Origin of the sequence: Rahnella sp. CG8, from assembly GCF_023701875.1 — a bacterium.
Classification (GTDB): Bacteria; Pseudomonadota; Gammaproteobacteria; order Enterobacterales; family Enterobacteriaceae; genus Rahnella; species Rahnella aceris.
The window spans coordinates 42,685-61,488 of sequence record NZ_JABAED010000021.1 but is presented as its reverse complement, the minus strand read 5'-3'; the positions used below and the strand labels follow the sequence as shown (position 1 = coordinate 61,488).

The following is an 18,804-nucleotide window of genomic DNA, read 5'->3' as shown; positions in this document are numbered from 1 at the left end:
TTATACCCGCTAATTTATCCTTTCGAGGCATCTAATGTTAATCACTAAATGAGAATGAATATTGAAGACCGCAACAAAAAAGCATCAGGAAGTGTCAACGAAGACCGGAATTTTGTCAGGAAAACGCGGAGTTAGTGCGGAAAATGCACTGAGATCCCACCCGAACAGGTGAGAAAACCAGAGCTAAATCCTGAAAATATGACCTATAGATAATTTATATTGTTTGCGCCGACCACGGCTTGATATGGTGAAATTTCTGATTGTTTTTCATTTCCATGCAGGGACTCAGGCGAATGCAGACAAAATTTCAATCCAGACCGGTCATTGGGGTAACGCTCGACAGCGAGGAAGCCGGTGGCTATGCCGATTATCCCTGGTACGCCTTACGTCAGAACTATATGAACAGCCTGGCGGAAATGGGTGCCGTTCCGCTGGCGTTGCCACATCACGCGGCGCTGGCCGATGAATATCTGGCGCTGTGCGACGGCATTGTCGTGACCGGCGGGGCGTTTGATGTACCGCCTGAACTGTTTAATGAGCAACAAACCAGTGATCAGGTTCGCCTGAAACCCGCCCGCACCGAATTTGAAAAAGCCATTGTTAAAGGTGCCATGCAGCGCAATATGCCGCTGCTCGGGATTTGCGGCGGCCAGCAACTGCTTGCCGTATTAACCGGCGGCACGCTGCATCAGCATATTCCCGATGCGCTGCCCGATGCCCTGGAGCACAGCACGACTGTTGACACCGAAAACGCGGGCGGCAAAAAACGCGCGCGTCACCCGGTAGAAATTGTTGAAGGTTCACTGCTCAGCCGCTGCGTAGATCGTGACCATTACGTCGTGAACAGCTCACACCATCAGGCAGTGAAATCCGTCGGCCCCGGCTGTATCGTCAATGCTTACGCACCCGACGGCGTGATCGAAGGCATTGAATGTGAAGGCTATGATTTCTGTCTTGGCGTGCAATGGCACCCTGAATATCAGCAACATGCGCAGGATACTCAGCTTCTTAATGCATTTGTTGTTGCCGCTTCGCGCTATCAGCAGTCGATGCGCTCAGCAGGTAAGGCGATGACCGAAGCCATGAATGATGTGATCGGCCGTGCGGGAGACGAACCGGCATGAACCCGGCGGCACTGAAATCGCAAACGGAGCAGATACTGCGGGAACTGCATATCGACCCGGCGGTTATCGCACATCGTACGCTGCCGTATTTTGAGGAAGTAAGTGAGCACTTACTGGTGGAGGCGGAAACGGATACCGAAAGCGGTAAAATATACCGTCTGACCGCCCCCGCCTCTGCCGCCTGGCATACCATGAGACAGCAGGCGGCTACTGACGGCGTGGGGATTTATCTGGTTTCCGCCTACCGCAGCCTGAATTATCAGGCTGATTTAATCCGCGCCAAACAACTGGCAGGCATCGCCCCGGAAGATTTCTTTACGTCGCTGGCGCCGCCCGGATGCAGCGAGCATCACACCGGCTGCGCCGTGGATATCAATACGCCGGGCTGCGACGAAGTGACCGGCGTTTTTGGTGAAACAGAAGCTTTTCAGTGGCTGCAAAGCCACGCCGCCGGATTCGGTTTTGTGATGTCATTCCCGCTGAACAATCCCTGGGGATTCATTTATGAACCGTGGCACTGGTGCTGGCATTCCAATTCCTGATGAATCCTCTACAATGACCGCCCTCTCCGCTACAGGCTTTAAGGGACCACCATGGAACTCGCCGTCACGAACGCTGATTTTTACCTTAAAATTTTGGGGCCGGAAGACACGGCTGTCGTACATGCTTATTTTCGCGATAACGCCGCGCATCTCGCGCCGTGGGAGCCTTTACGGCCAGCGGACTTTTACGCGCCTGAAACCCTGCGGGTCCGTCTGAGCAATGCTTTTGATGAAGCGGCCTGCGGTACGGCATTCCAGTTTGGCATCATCAGCCGTGAAACCGGTGACATGCTCGGTGCCTGCAATTTTACCGGCATCGCCCGCGGTCCTTTTCAGGCCTGTCATCTGGGATATTCGGTCGCGGAAAACCAGCAGGGAAAAGGACTGATGCATCGGTCGCTGGCAACCGCCATTGATTACCTGTTTCGCGAGCAGGGTCTGCACCGCATTATGGCCAGCTATATTCCGGACAATCATAAAAGTGAGCGCGTACTACTGCGTCTGGGCTTTGAACGCGAAGGGTATGCGAAATCATATCTGAAAATTGCCGGTTGCTGGCAGGATCACGTACTGACTTCCCTGATCAATCCTCACGACAATGCGTGAGGAACATCACAGTTACCATCACTAAAATTGTCGCCTGAAGATTTATCTGATAGGCCAATTTTCTGTTTCATTTTTCGAACAAATAAAACACACTATGCGTTCAACAGGCATCTGGCAGACAGATGCCTGATTTCAACATCTTCTTATAAGTCATAAATTTCAATGCAATCAGATACCGTTTCGCGCAGGACAGCATGGCTTCGCGTTGTGATGATGGCTATTGCCGCATTCATCTTCAATACCACTGAATTTGTGCCCGTCGGATTACTCTCCGACATCGCCGCCAGTTTCAATATGCAGACAGCACAGGTTGGCCTGATGCTGACCATTTACGCGTGGGTCGTCGCGCTGATGTCTCTGCCGCTGATGCTGCTGACCCGCAACGTTGAACGAAAGCGCCTGTTGATCATCATCTTTTGCCTGTTTATCGCCAGCCATGCGTTATCTGTCGTCGCCTGGGATTTCTGGAGTCTGGTGGCCTCGCGCGTCGGTATCGCCCTCGCCCACGCCATTTTCTGGTCGATCACCGCCTCACTGGCGATCCGTGTGGCACCGGCCGGTAAAAAAACACAGGCACTCAGTATGTTAGCGACCGGCACCGCACTGGCAATGGTGCTCGGCTTGCCGCTGGGTCGTCTTATCGGTCAGTATCTTGGCTGGCGAACCACCTTTATGAGCATCGGCATCGTTGCGCTGATGACACTGATTTGTCTGATTAAACTGCTGCCGCCGCTGCCAAGTGAACATACCGGCTCACTGAAAAGCGTGCCGATGTTGTTCCGCCGTCCGGCGCTGGTCGGTATGTATCTCCTGACTGCGCTGATAGTGACCGCTCACTATACGGCATACAGTTATATCGAACCGTTTATCCAGAGTGTTGCCAACATGGGTGAAAACTTCACCACTTTCCTGCTGCTGATTTTCGGCGGCGCGGGTATTCTCGGCAGCATTGCGTTCAGTTTGCTTGGCAACCGTTTCCCGGCAGCCATGCTCAGCGGCCCGATCCTGCTGGTCACGCTTAGCATGCTCCTGTTGTTTGCGGCGGTGATGAATCCGGTCGCGATTTCAGTGCTGTGTATTATCTGGGGACTGGCGATGATGATTATCGGCCTGGCAATGCAGGTGCGCGTGCTGGCGCTGGCGACCGACGCCACCGACGTGTCAATGGCGCTGCTTTCCGGTATTTATAACATCGGTATCGGTGCCGGCGCGCTGATCGGTAATCAGGTAAGTCTGCATCTGGAAATGAGCAACATCGGCTACGCCGGTGGCCTGATCGGCTGCATTGCGTTCGTCTGGTGTCTGACGATTTTCAAACGCTATCCGCAACTGAAAGCGACGAGCTGAATACGGATTAGCGCAAAACTCAGACCGAATACGATCCCTGTATTCGGTCTTTTTTATATCTGTATCTTCAACACATTAGCGCAATAATTTCAGGTTTCCCGTCAGCGATTTAATCCACTTTTCCGGCCCCACCAGCCCGACACCGTCGATCACTTCATCGTATAAATCCCGCAACGGGAACGTCATTTCGTATTGCTCAAACTGATGCATCGTGCGCGCAAATGCCGGGAACGGCACCACGCCGCGCTCGCCTGCTGCGTCCAGTGCTTTAAACATCAGCGCCTTAATGTGATCGGGCGTGGCCTGCAGAATGGGCAGCGGAGTTTTAGAGATAGTATCGGTCGTGACACCCTTTGCGTCAGTCAGCGAACTGCCCGCCAGCATCGGGAATTTTGCCGCTAATCCGATGCCAATTACGCCTGCCGTGTTCGCCAGTAATCCCGGCGGAAGTTCGGGATTGAGAATAATTGCCACCCGCAGTTTATCTGCCATTTTTGCGCCCTTTTCATCATTATTGATGACAAAAATGATAGCGCCTGGCCGCTGAAAGGTGCTTTCTTTTCCCGCCGTAAAATGCCCTAATCTGGTTATCTCTTTCTTTAAATCACATTTAAAAGGCAGATTATGTCCGCATCTGAAATTTCACCGGCAGACCTTCGCATTCTCAAACAACTTCAGGGTTCGGGCAGAATGACCAATCAGGAGCTGGCGGAAAAAGTGGGCATGGCCGCTTCTCCCTGCTGGCGGCGCATGAAACAGCTGGAAGACAGCGGCGTAATCACCGGTTATCAGGCGAACATCGACAGGAAAAAAATCGGGCTGGGGTTGCTGGCGTTTATCCGGGTGAAAATCGACAGTCACAGCGAGGAAGATGCGCAACGTTTCGAGCAGGAAGTGGGGGCGCTGCCTTCGGTGATTGCCTGTTACGCGATTGCCGGTGATGCGGATTTTCTGTTGCAGGTGGTCGCTAAAGATCTCGACAGTTTTTCCAGTTTCGCGATGGAAGTGGTGCGTCGTCTGCCGGGCATCAAAGAGATGCAAACCTCGTTTGTGCTCAGGGAAGTGAAACCGCTGGATGTGCTGCCGCTGGAGGGAATGTAAGGCAATGCCCGACAAAAGCCGGGCATATTTTTAAAACAATGACGCGCCGTAATGCTTATCCCAGCACTCTTTTCACGCAGCCTTTAAATACCCTGACACCAATGTCCAAAGCGTCGAGATCAAAGCGCATATCAGGATGATGCAGCCCGGGCGTGAGATTCGCGCCCAGTCCCCAGAACCCGGTTTTAATGGCCGGACGCTGGCGTGAATAGTGGAAGAAATCTTCACTGCCCGGTGTAAATTTCGGTTCAGTCAGGCCCTCTGCACCTAAAATTTCTGTAACAGATTCCGCGATAATCGCGGTCACGTCACTGTCGACTTCTGCCGCAGGCATCTCTTTCATCACATGAATTTCCGCGGTGGCACCCAGCGCCGCCACGCTGTGCTCAATCGCACGAATCACCTTTGCTTTCAGTTCATCCATCGGTTCATTGTGCTGCGAACGCAAATCCCAGCACACGCGAGCTTCCGCTGGCACAGAATTGGTCACCCCCGCATCGCACAGGAAACGGGTGGCTTTCACGCTGTATGTCAGGCTCGGTGCCAGATGAATAGTATTCACTGCCTGAACCGCCGCCACGGCGGCATCCAGCGCGTTAATGCCCAGGTGCGGGCGCGCCGCGTGAGAAGGAACGCCGGTGATAATCGCCTCAACCGTCGCACAGGCAGAGTAATACATCGCGGGCACCGCCTGCCCCATCGGACATTCTTCAAGTGGCCGCACATGGAACCCCAGCAGCATATCCACATCATCAATGGCGCCCCCTTCCACCATGGCCAGGGCGCCGGTGCCCAGCTCTTCAGCGGGCTGAAACAAAATTTTCAGGCGGCCTTTTTTAACCATGCCTTCTTTCATGATTTCCTGCGCCGCTGCGAGCACGACAGAGGAGTGACCATCGTGGCCGCAGGTATGGCGCGCCACCAGCTCGCCATCAATGATATGGCCGAGTGCATCCATATCGGCACGCAGCGCCATGACCGGACCGGGCTTGCCGCTGTCGATTTCAGCGATAATTCCTGTGGTGCCGTTCACATGACGCGTGACGTTAAACCCCGCATCTTCAAGCGCCTGCGCGATATAAGCCGATGTTTTAAATTCGGTAAAACCCAGTTCAGGGATGAGATGTAAATGTTGATAATGTTCAATAGCTTTCGACACGGGTAAAGACTCCGGTAAATTCATTTTCAAAACAGTGCAATCGAAAATCAGGCAAAAATTCGCATCAGGATCATCGAAATAATGGCGTTCAGTACGCTGGTCAGCATCAGCAGAGGCCAGTATTTTTTCGGCACATCCGCCACGCCAAGCAGGCGTCCCATGTATTGCAACTGAGAACCCATCAGGAAAATTGCCGGTGCCAGGATGGTAATCTGCGTCATATCCAGCGTGCCTTTGGTCAGCAAACTGATAGCTACACCCGTACCCGCCGAAGACGATAGCCATGATGTGAGCAGCACGGTAACGGCTTCACCTGGCAATCCCAGCAACCCCATGAGCGGCGCGAAAATGTGCCCCACCAACGTCATTACGCCGAGCAGATTGAGCATTTCTGAAATGACGTAAGCCATTACCACGTTAGGCATCAGATTATTGATAGCAATATTGAAGCCTTTACGGGCACCGACCACGAAAATATCGAACGGGTTTGAGGAAACTCGGGTGGCATTACTCATTTTCAAAATCTCTTTTATAAACGGTGTTCAACACAAAGCGGACAAATACCGCGCCGACAAATTTCATCACGAACATCACCACCAGCGGAATAATCACCGGCATGGTTAATGATGCAAACATAGCGGAACCGATGGAGAAATAGTTGTTGATCAGACCGGCACCGGAATATTGCCATGCGCCCATGATCACTACGTCTTTCTTTGTGACCTGTTTATTATCGTAAAGCTCTTTACTTAATGCAGCGCCGGCGTCAGTGCTTTGCAGATCGGTAATTAACGCCAGGCCGGTGTGGCCGGGAATGCCTAATATCGGCTTAAGCAGTGGTGTTAATAATTTATGTGCAGCCCGGATAGCGCCGTAGTGCGTAAATATTTCTAATAATCCCAGTGCCAGCATGACCGTCGGCACCAGAGATAAGGCAAAAAGGAAACCGGCTTTCGCACTGACACCGCCCGCCCCGACAAACGTGCTGGTTTCGCCTTTCATGGTACCGAACGAACCGCCCAGCGTAGTGAAGTCAAAGGCTCCCAGCCACGCCATGCCATCTACCTTTAAAAATGCACCAGAAAACAGCAGGATAACGACAATAAGCGACACGTATGCCCCCTTACCGACTTTCCACTCGTCCACCTCAGGGGTGGCTCTCTGTTCTGATATTCGTGTGTCACTCATACTAACGTTCCTTCTCTGGTATCTGTCTGCAATAAAAAATCAGGAATACAATTCCTGTCAGTTTTCAATGAATGTCATGTGAGAAAACAGGTTATTCATTCAGCACCTGATTTCTGCTCATTTTTATTTTTAACCACAGACAAGAGAGCAGGAAACGTGCCAACTTTCACTTTTTAATAAACAGTAAAAATAGTTAAAAAACAGATAAAAAATAAAAACGAAAAATAGCCCTCATCGTAATAAAGGCTTTTTAATAAAATCATTCAATCGCGATGAAATAACCGGGAATTCATTGCACCATTTTGGTTTATGACGCACCAATAAAGGGCCCGGGTATTTTATTTCATGCACTGCTTATCAACATGTCATACGACTACTTCCCCGCTGACCAGAATTATTTCAGCAAGCAACGCTGTCCGCAGCGGAATATCATCAATAATAATATGCTCGTCCCGGGCATGAATGCCGGAGCCTGTCGCACCCAGTCCGTCGAGCGTGGGGATACCCAGCGCCGACGTAAAATTACCGTCGCTGCCGCCGCCGACCGCTTTGCCTTTCAGCGTAATTCCCAGCCGTTCAGCAGCATGCTGCGCCTGCAAAAAAAGCGCTAAATTCTGCGGTGTCTGTTCCATTGGCGGGCGGGACATCCCGCCGGTGACCACCACCTGCGCACCGGCAAGATGCGGCTGGCAATCCTTGATGGCCGCTTCCACGCGCGCGGCCTCTGCCATATTGGTCACACGTAAATCCACACCCAGTACGGCATGATCGGCGACCACGTTAATTTTACCGCCACCGCTTGCCAGACCGACGTTGACCGTCGTGCCAGCCTCTGGGGCATTCAGGCTGTGAAGGGCTAAAATCTGATGCGCCATTTCCTCAATCGCGCTGATGCCATCTTCCGGATTGTTGCCCGCATGGGCCGAACGACCGGTGATTTTCACTTCAAACCTGCCGGATCCTTTACGGGCAATTTTGGCCTCATGGGTATGCGCCACGGCCGGTTCGGCCACCAGAACCCGTCCGGAATCAGCAGCACATTGTTCAATCCATTTACGCGATGACGGGCTGCCGAGTTCTTCATCCGAAGGACAAATAAACTGAATGCGATGTGGCGACAGCGCGCCGGTTTGTACCAGCGCCCGCACCGCCCAGATTGCCTGCACCAGCCCGCCTTTCATATCCAGCACACCGGGCCCATATAAACGGCCGTCTTTTTCCACCATCTCCAGCTCACCGCATTCCCACACAGTATCGAAATGGCCAAGAATACTGGTCACCTGCGGCCCGTTACCGACACTGAACAGCAGATGATTGCCGAGTTTTTCCTGCGGGCAAACCTGTGCCTGCACATCCAGCCGCTCCGCCATGATGCTTTGCAGTACGTCTCCGCAACGGTCAACCGCCACTTTATTCAGCGAAGGGGATTCGGCCTGAACCAGGCGCTTTATATCACTGAGGATCAGCGAGGCATGTTGTTGCAGATAGTCATACACGGTTGGCATGAAATTTCCCGATGTCTGTTTTGTCGTCAATTTTGATTATCTACAACCCATCACATAATATAAATGTCGTTTCAATGACTATATTGTTGCCTTTTGGTCAACAGAAACCGGGAACACCGATGAGCCAGATGTTTCACGAGAAGCAGATCAGTTATCTCTACGAGGTGGGGATCCAGGGTGGGATCCGCCGTGCGGCCGATATTCTGGGCGTCAACGCTTCGGTGATCAGCCGTCAGATCGCCCTGCTGGAACGCACACTGCAACTGCCCTTACTTGAACGCAGCGGACGCACAGTGGTGCTGACCGATGCCGGAAAACTGCTGGCGGATGATTTTTTTGAAAGCCGGATACGTCGCGAAAAACTGGAGCGGCATTTAAAAGATTTGCGCTATATGAAAGGCGGCGCAGTCACCATTCGCGTCGGTGCCGGACTGGTTGATACGTTTGTCGAGCACGTACTGAAAAACTTTGCGACATCTTATCCCAATGTTTTTGTGGAAATTGTCGCAGGGAATATGCAGGAAACCCTGGCGTCGATTGTCCAGGGTGAGGCCGATATGGCACTGGCGTTTGGCCCGATTGGTAACCCGGAACTGAAGCGACACAGTTTTCCGTGGGGGCCGATCTGCGCAGTGGTCAATCCGCAGCACCCGATCGCACATCTGAAAACAGTCTCGATCGAAGAACTGAACAAGCACCCGCTGATTTCGCTCAGTGAGACGTTTGGTTTGCAACGCCACATGAACGCGATGTTCCAGAGCAAAGGTTTTTTGTTCACTCCTGCCTACCGCTGTAACCTGTTCTCGACGGCCATGAGCCTGAGCATTTCAGGCATGGGGATTTCCTTTATGAGCGCACAGGCGGCAGGTGAACGCATCGAGCACGACATTCTGGTGGCGGTTCCCATTGATCACCCTATCGCCACCGAAGCCCAGTGCCATTTATTGCGCAATTCAGACCGGCGTTTCACGCCCGCAGCGCATCATTTATGGCAGTTACTGCTGAATTTTTTCCAGAAACAAAATGAGCGGTAAGGCGTTTTGCAGTGCATGACAATTAGATAGTTATGCGGTAAAATTTACATAAATATGCAAAATGTCTTTTACCCGACGCCGGTTTTGCGATATCAATATAGGCATTGAAACTTTTAGCAGACAGACCCCATTCATACAGGATTTAACCGATGACAACTATTCTCAAGCACCTTCCTATCAATCAGCGTGTGGGGATTGCATTCTCCGGCGGTTTGGACACCAGTGCAGCCCTGCTGTGGATGCAGAAAAAAGGGGCGATTCCTTATGCCTACACGGCCAATCTGGGTCAGCCTGATGAAGAAGATTACGATGCCATTCCGCGTAAAGCGATGGAGTACGGTGCAGAGAAAGCCCGCCTGATTGACTGCCGTAAACAACTGGTTGCAGAAGGGATTGCCGCCATTCAGTGTGGCGCATTCCATAACACTACGGCGGGCGTGACTTACTTCAATACCACGCCGCTGGGCCGTGCCGTGACCGGCACCATGCTGGTTGCCGCAATGAAAGAAGACGGCGTCAATATCTGGGGCGACGGCAGCACATATAAAGGTAACGACATTGAACGTTTCTACCGTTACGGTCTGCTGACCAATGCTGAACTGAAGATTTATAAGCCGTGGCTGGATACCGACTTTATCGATGAACTCGGTGGCCGTCATGAGATGTCCGAATTCATGATTCAGTCCGGTTTCGATTACAAAATGTCGACCGAGAAAGCCTACTCCACTGACTCCAACATGCTGGGCGCAACGCACGAAGCCAAAGATCTGGAATTCCTCGACTCCGGCGTCAAAATCGTTAACCCGATTATGGGCGTGAAATTCTGGGACGAGAATGTGGTCGTGAAAGCGGAAGAAGTCTCCATCCGTTTTGAGCGTGGTTATCCTGTCGCACTGAATGGCGTGACCTTTGACGACAGCGTGGAGCTGATGATGGAAGCCAACCGCATCGGCGGTCGTCATGGCTTGGGGATGAGCGACCAGATTGAAAACCGTATCATTGAAGCCAAAAGCCGTGGCATCTACGAAGCCCCGGGGATGGCGCTGCTGCACATCGCTTATGAGCGTCTGCTGACCGGTATCCATAACGAAGATACCATCGAGCAATACCATGCAAATGGCCGTGTACTGGGTCGTCTGCTGTATCAGGGCCGTTGGTTCGATCCGCAGGCTCTGATGCTGCGTGACTCCGCACAGCGTTGGGTCGCCAGCGAAATCACCGGTGAAGTGACTCTGGAACTGCGTCGCGGTAATGACTACACCATCATGAATACGGTATCTGAGAACCTGACTTACAAACCAGAGCGTCTGACCATGGAAAAAGGCGATTCGGTGTTCTCACCAGATGACCGTATTGGTCAGCTGACCATGCGGAACCTGGACATCACCGATACCCGCGAGAAGCTGCAAAACTACGTTGAGACAGGCTTGCTGACTTCTTCCGCCTCTACCGGTTTACCGCAGGTGGATAACAACAACCTGCCGCGCGGATTACAGGTAAAGAATAAGTAATTGCTGTTGGTTTAAACGAGCGGGCGGGATGATCATCATTACTCATACCCCGCCCGCTCAGTAATTAGTGCCTAATGACTTCGTGTACGGCGTTCTACTAACTGATGTGTTTTCGGGTCGTAATAACGGCTCGGCCAGATCACCGCAGGATGAACGCCAATCGCCTGACCAATCAGTATTTCCCCTTTCGGCCACGGACGTGAAAGCGCGTTCGATAACGTCGAAGAACTTAACCCCGCAGCCCGTGATACCGCCGCCAGTGTCGTACCCTTCTTGCGTAACGCCGCAATAATATCAGCCTGATGCCAGTCTTGATTATTCATGAGTTTGTGCTCCTGAGGTCAGGATCACAGGGGAATGGGGGAAAGGTAAAAAGGTGAATAACTGATACAGGTTCATTGAGAACTCCATCTAACTAAGCTGATGTTTTCGCACAACAGAAATTGTGCCGTTTCCAGTAGAGTTCGAGTTCTCACGCCCGGCTGCGAATTTTGCCGCAGCGACGCGACTATAGCGTAAAGCACGTGACTAAACCAAGTGGCTAAGAACAAAACTGAGGTGATGATTCCAGATAAATTTAATGGTTTGCAAGGAGTTGCAGAGATTGCAGGTGTGCTCCTCCTCCTGCGAAGGGGGAGGCTGGGTGGGGGTTTAGCAAACCATAAAACAGTCAATGTTTCCGCATTGCGATCTGACCTTAATACCCCACCCCAACCCTCCCCTTCGCAGGGGAGGGAGCTGATTTGCATCGACTTTTAGTTTTTGATTCAAAATTTGGATATGCAAAAACACCGCAGAGGAAATATGACTAAACCAAGTGGCTAAGAACGAAACTGAGGTGATGATTCCAGATAAATTTAATGGTTTGCAAGGAGTTGCAGGGATTGCAGGTGTGCTCCTCCCCCTGTGAAGGGGGAGGCCGGGAGGGGGTTTAGCAAACCATAAAATAGCAAAAACGTCTGCATTCCGATCTGCTCTTAATACCCCACCCCAACCCTCCCCCTTCGCAGGGGAGGGAGCTGATTTGCATCATTTTTAAACTTTTGAGTTCAAAATTTAGACATGCAGAAACGACGTACAGGAAATACGAATAATCGGGATTGGGTAGTGAATTTTTTGGGGTATTGAACAGATTTGAGGAAGAAGCTTTTGGAGCGGGTGAAGGGAATCGAACCCTCGTATAGAGCTTGGGAAGCTCTCGTTCTACCATTGAACTACACCCGCATCGGTGTGCGACTGGCATTATAACCGGTTACGACGGCGGAGCAAGACGTGATTGCGGATAAGCGCTGGAGTTTTAAGCAGTTAGCATATGCCGTGATCTGTGGCATGAAAAAGGGCGCCGGAGCGCCCTTTTGGTGTTTCTGAGGAAAACTTATTTCTGTGTCTGCGGACGCATTGCCGGGAACAGGATAACGTCGCGGATGGTGTGGCTGTTGGTGAACAGCATAACCATACGGTCGATACCAATACCCAGACCCGCAGTCGGTGGCAGGCCATGTTCCAGCGCTGTCACGTAGTCTTCGTCGTAGAACATCGCTTCGTCGTCGCCTGCATCTTTCGCAGAAACCTGATCAGCAAAGCGCTGTGCCTGGTCTTCTGCGTCGTTCAGCTCAGAGAAACCATTACCGATTTCACGGCCACCGATGAAGAACTCGAAACGGTCAGTGATTTCAGGGTTCACGTCATTACGGCGCGCCAGCGGAGAAACCTCTGCCGGGTACTCGGTAATGAAGGTTGGCTGGATCAGCTGTGCTTCGGCGGTTTCTTCGAAGATCTCGGTCACGATACGGCCCAGACCCCAGCTCTTCTCGATTTTGATACCGAGTGATTCTGCGATAGCGGTCGCTTTTGCCAGATCGTCGAGATCCGCAACGTTGGTTTCCGGACGGTATTTGCAAATCGCTTCACGCATGGTCAGCTTGGCGAATGGCTTGCCGAAATCGAAAGTCTGGTCGCCGTACTGCACAACGCTGCTGCCCAGAACAGATTCAGTCAGGGTGCGGAACAGAGTCTCGGTCAGAACAATCAGGTCTTTGTAATCCGCGTACGCCATGTAGAGTTCCATCATGGTGAACTCTGGGTTGTGACGCGGAGAAACGCCTTCGTTACGGAAGTTACGGTTGATTTCGAACACGCGATCGAAGCCACCGACAACCAGACGCTTCAGATACAGTTCCGGCGCGATACGCAGGTACATATCGATATCGAGCGCATTGTGGTGAGTGATGAACGGACGCGCCGCCGCGCCGCCAGGGATCACCTGCATCATCGGGGTTTCGACTTCCATGAAGCCGTTTTCCACCATAAAGCTGCGGATGCCAGACATGATCTGAGAACGGATTTTGAAGGTCTTACGGGAATCTTCGTTAGCGATCAGGTCGAGATAACGCTGACGGTAACGCGCTTCCTGATCCTGCAAGCCGTGGAATTTGTCCGGCAACGGACGCAGTGCTTTGGTCAGCAGACGCAGTTCAGAACAATGGATCGACAGTTCGCCGGTCTTGGTTTTGAACAGTTTACCGGTCGCACCCAGGATATCGCCCAGATCCCATTTCTTGAATTGCTCGTTGTAGATGCCTTCTGCGAGGTCATCACGCGCAACGTAAAGCTGGATACGGCCACCGACATCCTGCAGGGTCACGAAAGATGCCTTGCCCATAATACGGCGGGTCATCATACGGCCACCCACGGTGACTTCGATGTTTAATGCTTCCAGTTCTTCGTTGGTCTTTTCGCCATATTTCGCATGCAATTCATCAGAGATGCTGTCACGACGGAAATCGTTAGGGAAAGCGATACCGGATTCGCGCAGTAAAGCCAGCTTCTCACGACGAGATTTCAGCTCGTTGTTAAGATCTGGTACGTTTTCTGCGCTTTGCGCTGCTGGTTGTTGCTCAGACATTTTGGTTCCTCATAACCCGGCTTTCAAACTTGCCTCAATGAATTTATCCAGGTCGCCATCCAGTACGGCCTGCGTATTTCGCGTTTCGACACCCGTGCGTAAATCTTTGATACGGGAATCGTCCAGCACGTAAGAACGAATCTGGCTGCCCCAGCCGATGTCAGACTTGGTGTCTTCCAGCTGCTGCTTGTCCGCATTTTTCTTTTGCATCTCATACTCATAAAGCTTCGCACGCATCTGCTTCATGGCCTGATCTTTGTTTTTATGCTGGGAGCGGTCGTTCTGACACTGGGTCACAATGTTGGTCGGAAGGTGGGTAATACGTACCGCAGATTCCGTTTTGTTGACGTGCTGACCACCCGCACCGGACGCACGGTATACGTCGATACGCAGGTCGGCAGGGTTAATTTCGATTTCGATGTCGTCATCCACTTCCGGATACACAAACGCGGAACTGAACGAGGTATGGCGACGACCGCCGGAATCAAACGGGCTTTTACGCACCAGGCGATGAACGCCGGTTTCCGTACGCAGCCAGCCAAACGCATAATCACCGATGATCTTGATAGTCGCGGATTTCAGGCCAGCGACTTCACCGTCAGATTCTTCAATAACTTCAGTTTTGAAACCTTTGGCTTCTGCCCAACGCAAATACATACGCAGCAACATGCTCGCCCAGTCCTGTGCTTCCGTACCACCGGAACCAGCCTGGATATCGAGATAGCAGCTCGCGCTGTCGTATTCACCGGAGAACATGCGGCGGAATTCAAGCTGTTCCAGTTTGGCGGTCAGTACGTCGAGTTCGGCAACCGTTTCATTGAAAGTGTCTTCATCGTCGGCTTCTACCGCCAGTTCCAGCAGGCCGGTCACATCTTCCGCGCCCTGCAACAACTCATCGATGGTTTCAACAATAGCTTCCAGTGAGGAACGTTCTTTGCCCAGCGCCTGCGCGCGTTCTGGCTCGTTCCAGACGTCCGGCTGTTCCAGCTCGGCGTTTACTTCTTCGAGGCGTTCTTTCTTGGCATCATAGTCAAAGATACCCCCGAAGAACGACTGTCCGCTCGGACAGGTCCTGAATGCGGTTTTTAACCGGATTAATTTCAAACATGATTTTTCGCGTCTTACGTTAGATTCGGAGTTGGCCCAATGCCATTCGAACCGCAGATTCTAACGGAATTAGCGGTCTTTTTATAGCAAGGAGCCGTTTTTTTGCAGGGTTTATTACCGGCGTAAATCGCTTATTTCGGCCATAAATGTTCGATAATCAACTGAACGCTGCGATTTCCCCGAAATTCATTGATATCCAGCCGGTAGGCCAGTTGCACTTCGCGGATGCTGCTGTCCGGCCAGAAAGTCGGATCGATATTAAAAGCAATACCATCGAGCAACGGACCGCCGCCGACGGGTTCAATCATCAGCTTGAGGTGACGCTCTTTCAGCAGTTTCTGTTGCAGGATACGGAACCTGCCGTCAAAGGTCGGTTCCGGGAACGCCTGTCCCCACGGGCCGCCGTCGCGCAGCATTTCAGCCGTATCAATCGTCAGTTCACGCGCCGACAGCTCGCCCTCCGACCAGACCACCCCTTCCAGATGCGAAGGATCCAGCCATTCACCGACCAGTGCAGCGAAACGATCACGAAATTCGTCGAACTTGCTCTCTTCCAGCGACAAACCGGCTGCCATCGCGTGTCCACCGAATTTCATCATCAGACCGGGATTAAGCGTATCGAGACGTTCCAGCGCATCGCGCATATGCAATCCGGCAATCGAACGACCGGACCCTTTCAGAATGCCTTCACCCGCCGGTGCGAACGCAATCACCGGGCGATTAAAACGCTCTTTCAGACGTGATGCCAGAATGCCGACCACCCCCTGATGCCACTCAGGATGATACATCGCCAGCCCGAACGGCAGCGCGTCGGTACTGCTTTCCAGCTTGTCACACAGCGCCAGCGCTTCGACCTGCATGCCCTGCTCTATCTCACGGCGGGTCTGATTCAGCGCATCCAGATCGCTTGCCAGCGCACGCGCCTGACCGATGTCTTCACTGAGTAACAGCGCCACGCCAACCGACATATCATCAAGACGTCCGGCGGCATTCAGCCGTGGTCCAAGCGCAAAACCTAAATCACTGGCGCACAGCGTACGGGCTTCTCGCCCGGCCACTTCCAGCAACGCGCGGATCCCCGCACGGCATTTTCCGGCACGAATGCGGTTCAGCCCCTGATACACCATGATGCGATTGTTGGTATCAAGCGGCACGACATCCGCTACCGTGCCGAGCGCCACCAGATCCAGATGCTCCGCGAGATTGGGGATCGCCAGACCGTTTTGTTCAAACCAGCCACTTTCGCGTAATGCACTGCGCAGCGCCAGCATCAGATAAAACGCCACACCGACACCCGCCAGCGATTTGGACGGAAACTCGCAACCGACCAGATTCGGGTTAATGATCGCTTCGGCATCCGGCAATATTTCGCCCGGCAAGTGGTGATCGGTGATCAGCACCTGAATGCCTTTTTCATGGGCGAGCGTCACGCCCGCGTGAGAAGAAATGCCGTTATCGACGGTGAGGATCAACTCTGCACCGCGCGACGCCGCCTGTTCAACCACTTCCGGGCTGAGACCATAACCGTCTTCAAAACGGTTCGGCACCAGATAATCCAGATTACCGCAGCCCATGCTGCGCAAGGAAAGCAACGTCAGCGCCGTACTGGTCGCGCCATCGGCATCGAAGTCGCCAACGATAATTATGCGCAGACGCTCAGCCAGCGCTTTTTGCAGCAAGGCAACGGCAGTATCAATGCCATCAAGCTGCTGATAAGGCAGCATACCGCGCACGCCGCGCTCCAGCTCCTGGCTTTGTGTCACACCGCGGGCGAGATACAGCCGGCGTAACAGCGGGGAGAGTTCGGCGGGAAGATCCACGCCAGTCGCCGCCTCACGACGGCGAAGTTGAGTCTGCAAGGTCACGAAAAATCAACCACCGGTTTTATGTGAAGGATCCTGCTGGTCGAGCATGGCAGCCATTTCTTTCGGCGGCTGATAACCAGGGATCAAAGTTCCGTCTGCCAGCACGATGGCCGGAGTGCCTGTCACGCCGAACTGAACGCCCAGCTCAAATTGCTTCGCAATATCACTGGTTTTACAGGTTGCTGGCGTGATGTCATCGCCGCGCATTGCCGCATCAAAGTTGGTTTTGCGGTTGCCTGTACACCAGATAGATTGCATGTCTTTCTCGGTTTTGGAATTCAGCCCCTGACGCGGGAAGGCCAGATAACGGATGGTTATGCCAAGATCGTTATAGTCCTGTATCTGCTGGTGCAGCTTGTGGCAATAGCCGCAGGTGATATCGGTAAACACCGTGATCACATGCTTTTCGTTTTTGGCTTTATAAATGATCATCTCGTTTTGTAACGCATCCATCTTCTTCACCAGCGCTTTGTTGGTGACGTTAACCGGATGGCTGCCGCTGACATCATACAGCGGGCCTTGCAAAACGTGTTTGCCGTCGTCGGTAATGTAAAGGGTGCCGCTGTCGGTAGAAACCGCACTCAGGCCGGTTACCGGCGAAGGCTGGATGTCGGCATGGCTCATGCCCAGTTTGCCCAGCGTGGCTTTGATTGCTGCTTCATCAGCATGGACCGCGGAGCTCATACACGCAGCCAGAAGTGTCAGCAGCATTAAACCTTTTTTCATCATGTCGTCCTTTTTCTCCGGCCTGTTATGCACGGGGATGATGTTGTTGATGTAGCAGTTTGAGTCGTTCAGTCGCTACATGGGTATAGATTTGTGTGGTCGATAAGTCACTGTGACCTAACAACATTTGCACGACGCGCAGATCCGCACCGTGATTCAATAAGTGGGTGGCGAAAGCGTGGCGCAGAACGTGGGGAGACAACCGCTCTGCATCAATGCCCGCAAGAATCGCATAGTGTTTGATGCGATGCCAGAACGTCTGGCGTGTCATTTGCTGCGCCCGGTTGCTGGGGAACACGATATCCAGCGATTGTCCGTTCAGCAGCCACGGCCTGCCGTGTTCGAAATAATTTTCGATCCAGTACACGGCTTCTTCGCCCATCGGCACCAGCCGTTCTTTGTTGCCTTTACCGATAACCCGCACCACACCCTGGCGCAGGCTCAGATCACTGAGCGTCAGCCCGACCAGTTCCGAAACACGCAAACCGGTGGCGTAAAGCAGCTCCAGCATGGCTTTATCGCGCAGTTCAAGAGGCACATCGACACTCGGTGACGCCAGCAATGCGTCTACCTGCGCCTCACTGAGATCTTTCGGCAGGCGTTGCGGTAATTTAGGCGAAGACAACAGCGCGGTCGGGTCATCCTGACGCACGGACTCACGGTTCATGTACTGAAAGAGGCGACGCATCGCGCTAAGCAACCGTGCTGAGCTGGTGGCTTTGTATCCGCCCTCAATGCGCTCGGAGAGGAACAACTGTAAATCTTCGGCGCTGACATGCAGGAGATCGGTATTGTTATGATGCAGCCAGCCCAGCAATGATTTCAGATCCTGACGGTAGGATGACAGCGTATTTTCCGCGAGATTGCGCTCGATCCAGAGCATATCCAGAAACTGCTCAGTCAGGCTCTGATCGGCCTCATTAACCGCTGGTGTCACCGGCTCAGGCGTAACATCCTGAGGATTCGCATTATCTTGTTTTGGCATCCCGACTCCTCTTACTCACGACGGCCATTATGCCTTTCATGCGCCCAAATCTGCTACACTGGCTGCCATTCGTATTCTGATAACGTTATGGCAGCAAGT

The 18,804-nt window shown here is 52.6% G+C and carries 18 protein-coding genes and 1 tRNA gene; 7 read left to right on the top strand and 12 right to left on the bottom strand.

Translation table 11 applies throughout. From position 1 onward, the window contains the following. Positions 1-293: 293 nt before the first annotated feature. From HGO41_RS18675 to HGO41_RS18660, 4 genes are all read left to right on the top strand, one after another. Positions 294-1,124, top strand: a complete 831-nt coding sequence (locus tag HGO41_RS18675; RefSeq protein ID WP_121020178.1) for a gamma-glutamyl-gamma-aminobutyrate hydrolase family protein — start codon at positions 294-296, stop codon at positions 1,122-1,124. Then, positions 1,121-1,666 carry a M15 family metallopeptidase gene (locus HGO41_RS18670; RefSeq protein ID WP_250981295.1) on the top strand — a complete coding sequence of 182 codons (546 nt, stop codon included), beginning with the start codon at positions 1,121-1,123 and terminating at the stop codon, positions 1,664-1,666. The genes HGO41_RS18675 and HGO41_RS18670 overlap by 4 nt, the downstream gene beginning before the upstream one ends. A 51-nt stretch (positions 1,667-1,717) precedes the next feature. Next, positions 1,718-2,272 carry a GNAT family N-acetyltransferase gene (locus HGO41_RS18665; RefSeq protein ID WP_015689418.1) on the top strand — a complete coding sequence of 185 codons (555 nt, stop codon included), beginning with the start codon at positions 1,718-1,720 and terminating at the stop codon, positions 2,270-2,272. Positions 2,273-2,434: 162 nt separating this feature from the next. Beyond that, a complete protein-coding gene (locus HGO41_RS18660) occupies positions 2,435-3,619 on the top strand; it encodes a sugar transporter (protein ID WP_223510328.1) in 1,185 nt (394 codons plus the stop codon). 75 nt (positions 3,620-3,694) lie between these two features. Here HGO41_RS18660 and HGO41_RS18655 read toward each other — a convergent pair whose 3' ends face one another. After that, a complete protein-coding gene (locus HGO41_RS18655; RefSeq protein ID WP_119261274.1) occupies positions 3,695-4,111 on the bottom strand; it encodes a DUF2000 domain-containing protein in 417 nt (138 codons plus the stop codon). A gap of 132 nt (positions 4,112-4,243) precedes the next feature. On the opposite strand from HGO41_RS18655, the gene HGO41_RS18650 reads away from it, so the two are divergent. Next, entirely contained in the window at positions 4,244-4,720 is a 477-nt protein-coding gene (locus HGO41_RS18650; protein ID WP_015689417.1) for an Lrp/AsnC family transcriptional regulator, read from the top strand. Between the two features lie 55 nt (positions 4,721-4,775). Here HGO41_RS18650 and HGO41_RS18645 read toward each other — a convergent pair whose 3' ends face one another. From HGO41_RS18645 to HGO41_RS18630, 4 genes are all read right to left on the bottom strand, one after another. Next, positions 4,776-5,879 carry an amidohydrolase gene (locus tag HGO41_RS18645; protein WP_131638649.1) on the bottom strand — a complete coding sequence of 368 codons (1,104 nt, stop codon included), beginning with the start codon at positions 5,877-5,879 and terminating at the stop codon, positions 4,776-4,778. 47 nt (positions 5,880-5,926) lie between these two features. After that, complete coding sequence (locus HGO41_RS18640; protein WP_013574121.1) at positions 5,927-6,394, bottom strand: YjiG family protein; 468 nt, start codon at positions 6,392-6,394, stop codon at positions 5,927-5,929. Continuing rightward, positions 6,387-7,067: a nucleoside recognition domain-containing protein gene (locus HGO41_RS18635; protein ID WP_015689416.1), complete on the bottom strand. Its 681-nt coding sequence runs from the start codon at positions 7,065-7,067 to the stop codon at positions 6,387-6,389. The genes HGO41_RS18640 and HGO41_RS18635 overlap by 8 nt, the downstream gene beginning before the upstream one ends. Positions 7,068-7,432: 365 nt before the next feature. Then, entirely contained in the window at positions 7,433-8,572 is a 1,140-nt protein-coding gene (locus HGO41_RS18630; RefSeq protein ID WP_250981294.1) for a M20 family metallopeptidase, read from the bottom strand. A gap of 128 nt (positions 8,573-8,700) precedes the next feature. Here HGO41_RS18630 and HGO41_RS18625 point away from each other — a divergent pair, with 128 nt between their 5' ends. Both HGO41_RS18625 and argG read left to right on the top strand, forming a co-directional pair. Next, the gene (locus tag HGO41_RS18625) at positions 8,701-9,606 is read left to right on the top strand and encodes a LysR family transcriptional regulator (RefSeq protein ID WP_037035253.1); all 906 of its coding nucleotides are present in this window, start codon (positions 8,701-8,703) and stop codon (positions 9,604-9,606) included. 149 nt (positions 9,607-9,755) lie between these two features. Next, a complete protein-coding gene (gene argG / locus HGO41_RS18620) occupies positions 9,756-11,117 on the top strand; it encodes an argininosuccinate synthase (protein ID WP_015689414.1) in 1,362 nt (453 codons plus the stop codon). 71 nt (positions 11,118-11,188) lie between these two features. Here the strand turns inward: argG and HGO41_RS18615 are convergent, their stop codons facing one another. The 7 genes from HGO41_RS18615 to xerD form a co-directional block, all read right to left on the bottom strand. Next, positions 11,189-11,440, bottom strand: a complete 252-nt coding sequence (locus HGO41_RS18615; protein WP_131638647.1) for a helix-turn-helix domain-containing protein — start codon at positions 11,438-11,440, stop codon at positions 11,189-11,191. Positions 11,441-12,267: 827 nt separating this feature from the next. Further along, positions 12,268-12,341, bottom strand: a tRNA-Gly gene (locus tag HGO41_RS18610). A gap of 151 nt (positions 12,342-12,492) precedes the next feature. After that, on the bottom strand, positions 12,493-14,022 hold the full coding sequence (gene lysS / locus HGO41_RS18605; RefSeq protein ID WP_013574115.1) for a lysine--tRNA ligase: 1,530 nt from the start codon (positions 14,020-14,022) through the stop codon (positions 12,493-12,495). Between the two features lie 9 nt (positions 14,023-14,031). Further along, a protein-coding gene (gene prfB / locus HGO41_RS18600) for a peptide chain release factor 2 (protein WP_013574114.1) occupies positions 14,032-15,130 on the bottom strand; the annotation gives its coding sequence in 2 pieces (ribosomal slippage) (positions 14,032-15,054 and positions 15,056-15,130; 1,098 coding nt in all). Positions 15,131-15,260: 130 nt separating this feature from the next. Next, the gene (gene recJ / locus HGO41_RS18595) at positions 15,261-16,994 is read right to left on the bottom strand and encodes a single-stranded-DNA-specific exonuclease RecJ (RefSeq protein WP_250981293.1); all 1,734 of its coding nucleotides are present in this window, start codon (positions 16,992-16,994) and stop codon (positions 15,261-15,263) included. A 6-nt stretch (positions 16,995-17,000) separates the two neighbouring features. Continuing rightward, on the bottom strand, positions 17,001-17,720 hold the full coding sequence (dsbC, locus tag HGO41_RS18590) for a bifunctional protein-disulfide isomerase/oxidoreductase DsbC (protein WP_013574112.1): 720 nt from the start codon (positions 17,718-17,720) through the stop codon (positions 17,001-17,003). A 25-nt stretch (positions 17,721-17,745) separates the two neighbouring features. Next, positions 17,746-18,705: a site-specific tyrosine recombinase XerD gene (gene xerD, locus HGO41_RS18585; protein WP_072012276.1), complete on the bottom strand. Its 960-nt coding sequence runs from the start codon at positions 18,703-18,705 to the stop codon at positions 17,746-17,748. Positions 18,706-18,804: the final 99 nt, after the last annotated feature.

Bases quoted from the DNA above. Each gene is read 5' to 3' on its own strand.
- HGO41_RS18675 (WP_121020178.1), top strand. From the start codon at position 294: ATGCAGACAAAATTTCAATCCAGACCGGTCATTGGGGTAACGCTCGAC.
- HGO41_RS18670 (WP_250981295.1), top strand. From the start codon at position 1,121: ATGAACCCGGCGGCACTGAAATCGCAAACGGAGCAGATACTGCGGGAA.
- HGO41_RS18665 (WP_015689418.1), top strand. From the start codon at position 1,718: ATGGAACTCGCCGTCACGAACGCTGATTTTTACCTTAAAATTTTGGGG.
- HGO41_RS18660 (WP_223510328.1), top strand. From the start codon at position 2,435: ATGCAATCAGATACCGTTTCGCGCAGGACAGCATGGCTTCGCGTTGTG.
- HGO41_RS18655 (WP_119261274.1), bottom strand. From the start codon at position 4,111: ATGGCAGATAAACTGCGGGTGGCAATTATTCTCAATCCCGAACTTCCG.
- HGO41_RS18650 (WP_015689417.1), top strand. From the start codon at position 4,244: ATGTCCGCATCTGAAATTTCACCGGCAGACCTTCGCATTCTCAAACAA.
- HGO41_RS18640 (WP_013574121.1), bottom strand. From the start codon at position 6,394: ATGAGTAATGCCACCCGAGTTTCCTCAAACCCGTTCGATATTTTCGTG.
- HGO41_RS18635 (WP_015689416.1), bottom strand. From the start codon at position 7,067: ATGAGTGACACACGAATATCAGAACAGAGAGCCACCCCTGAGGTGGAC.
- HGO41_RS18630 (WP_250981294.1), bottom strand. From the start codon at position 8,572: ATGCCAACCGTGTATGACTATCTGCAACAACATGCCTCGCTGATCCTC.
- HGO41_RS18625 (WP_037035253.1), top strand. From the start codon at position 8,701: ATGTTTCACGAGAAGCAGATCAGTTATCTCTACGAGGTGGGGATCCAG.
- argG (WP_015689414.1), top strand. From the start codon at position 9,756: ATGACAACTATTCTCAAGCACCTTCCTATCAATCAGCGTGTGGGGATT.
- HGO41_RS18615 (WP_131638647.1), bottom strand. From the start codon at position 11,440: ATGAATAATCAAGACTGGCATCAGGCTGATATTATTGCGGCGTTACGC.
- lysS (WP_013574115.1), bottom strand. From the start codon at position 14,022: ATGTCTGAGCAACAACCAGCAGCGCAAAGCGCAGAAAACGTACCAGAT.
- dsbC (WP_013574112.1), bottom strand. From the start codon at position 17,720: ATGAAAAAAGGTTTAATGCTGCTGACACTTCTGGCTGCGTGTATGAGC.
- xerD (WP_072012276.1), bottom strand. From the start codon at position 18,705: ATGCCAAAACAAGATAATGCGAATCCTCAGGATGTTACGCCTGAGCCG.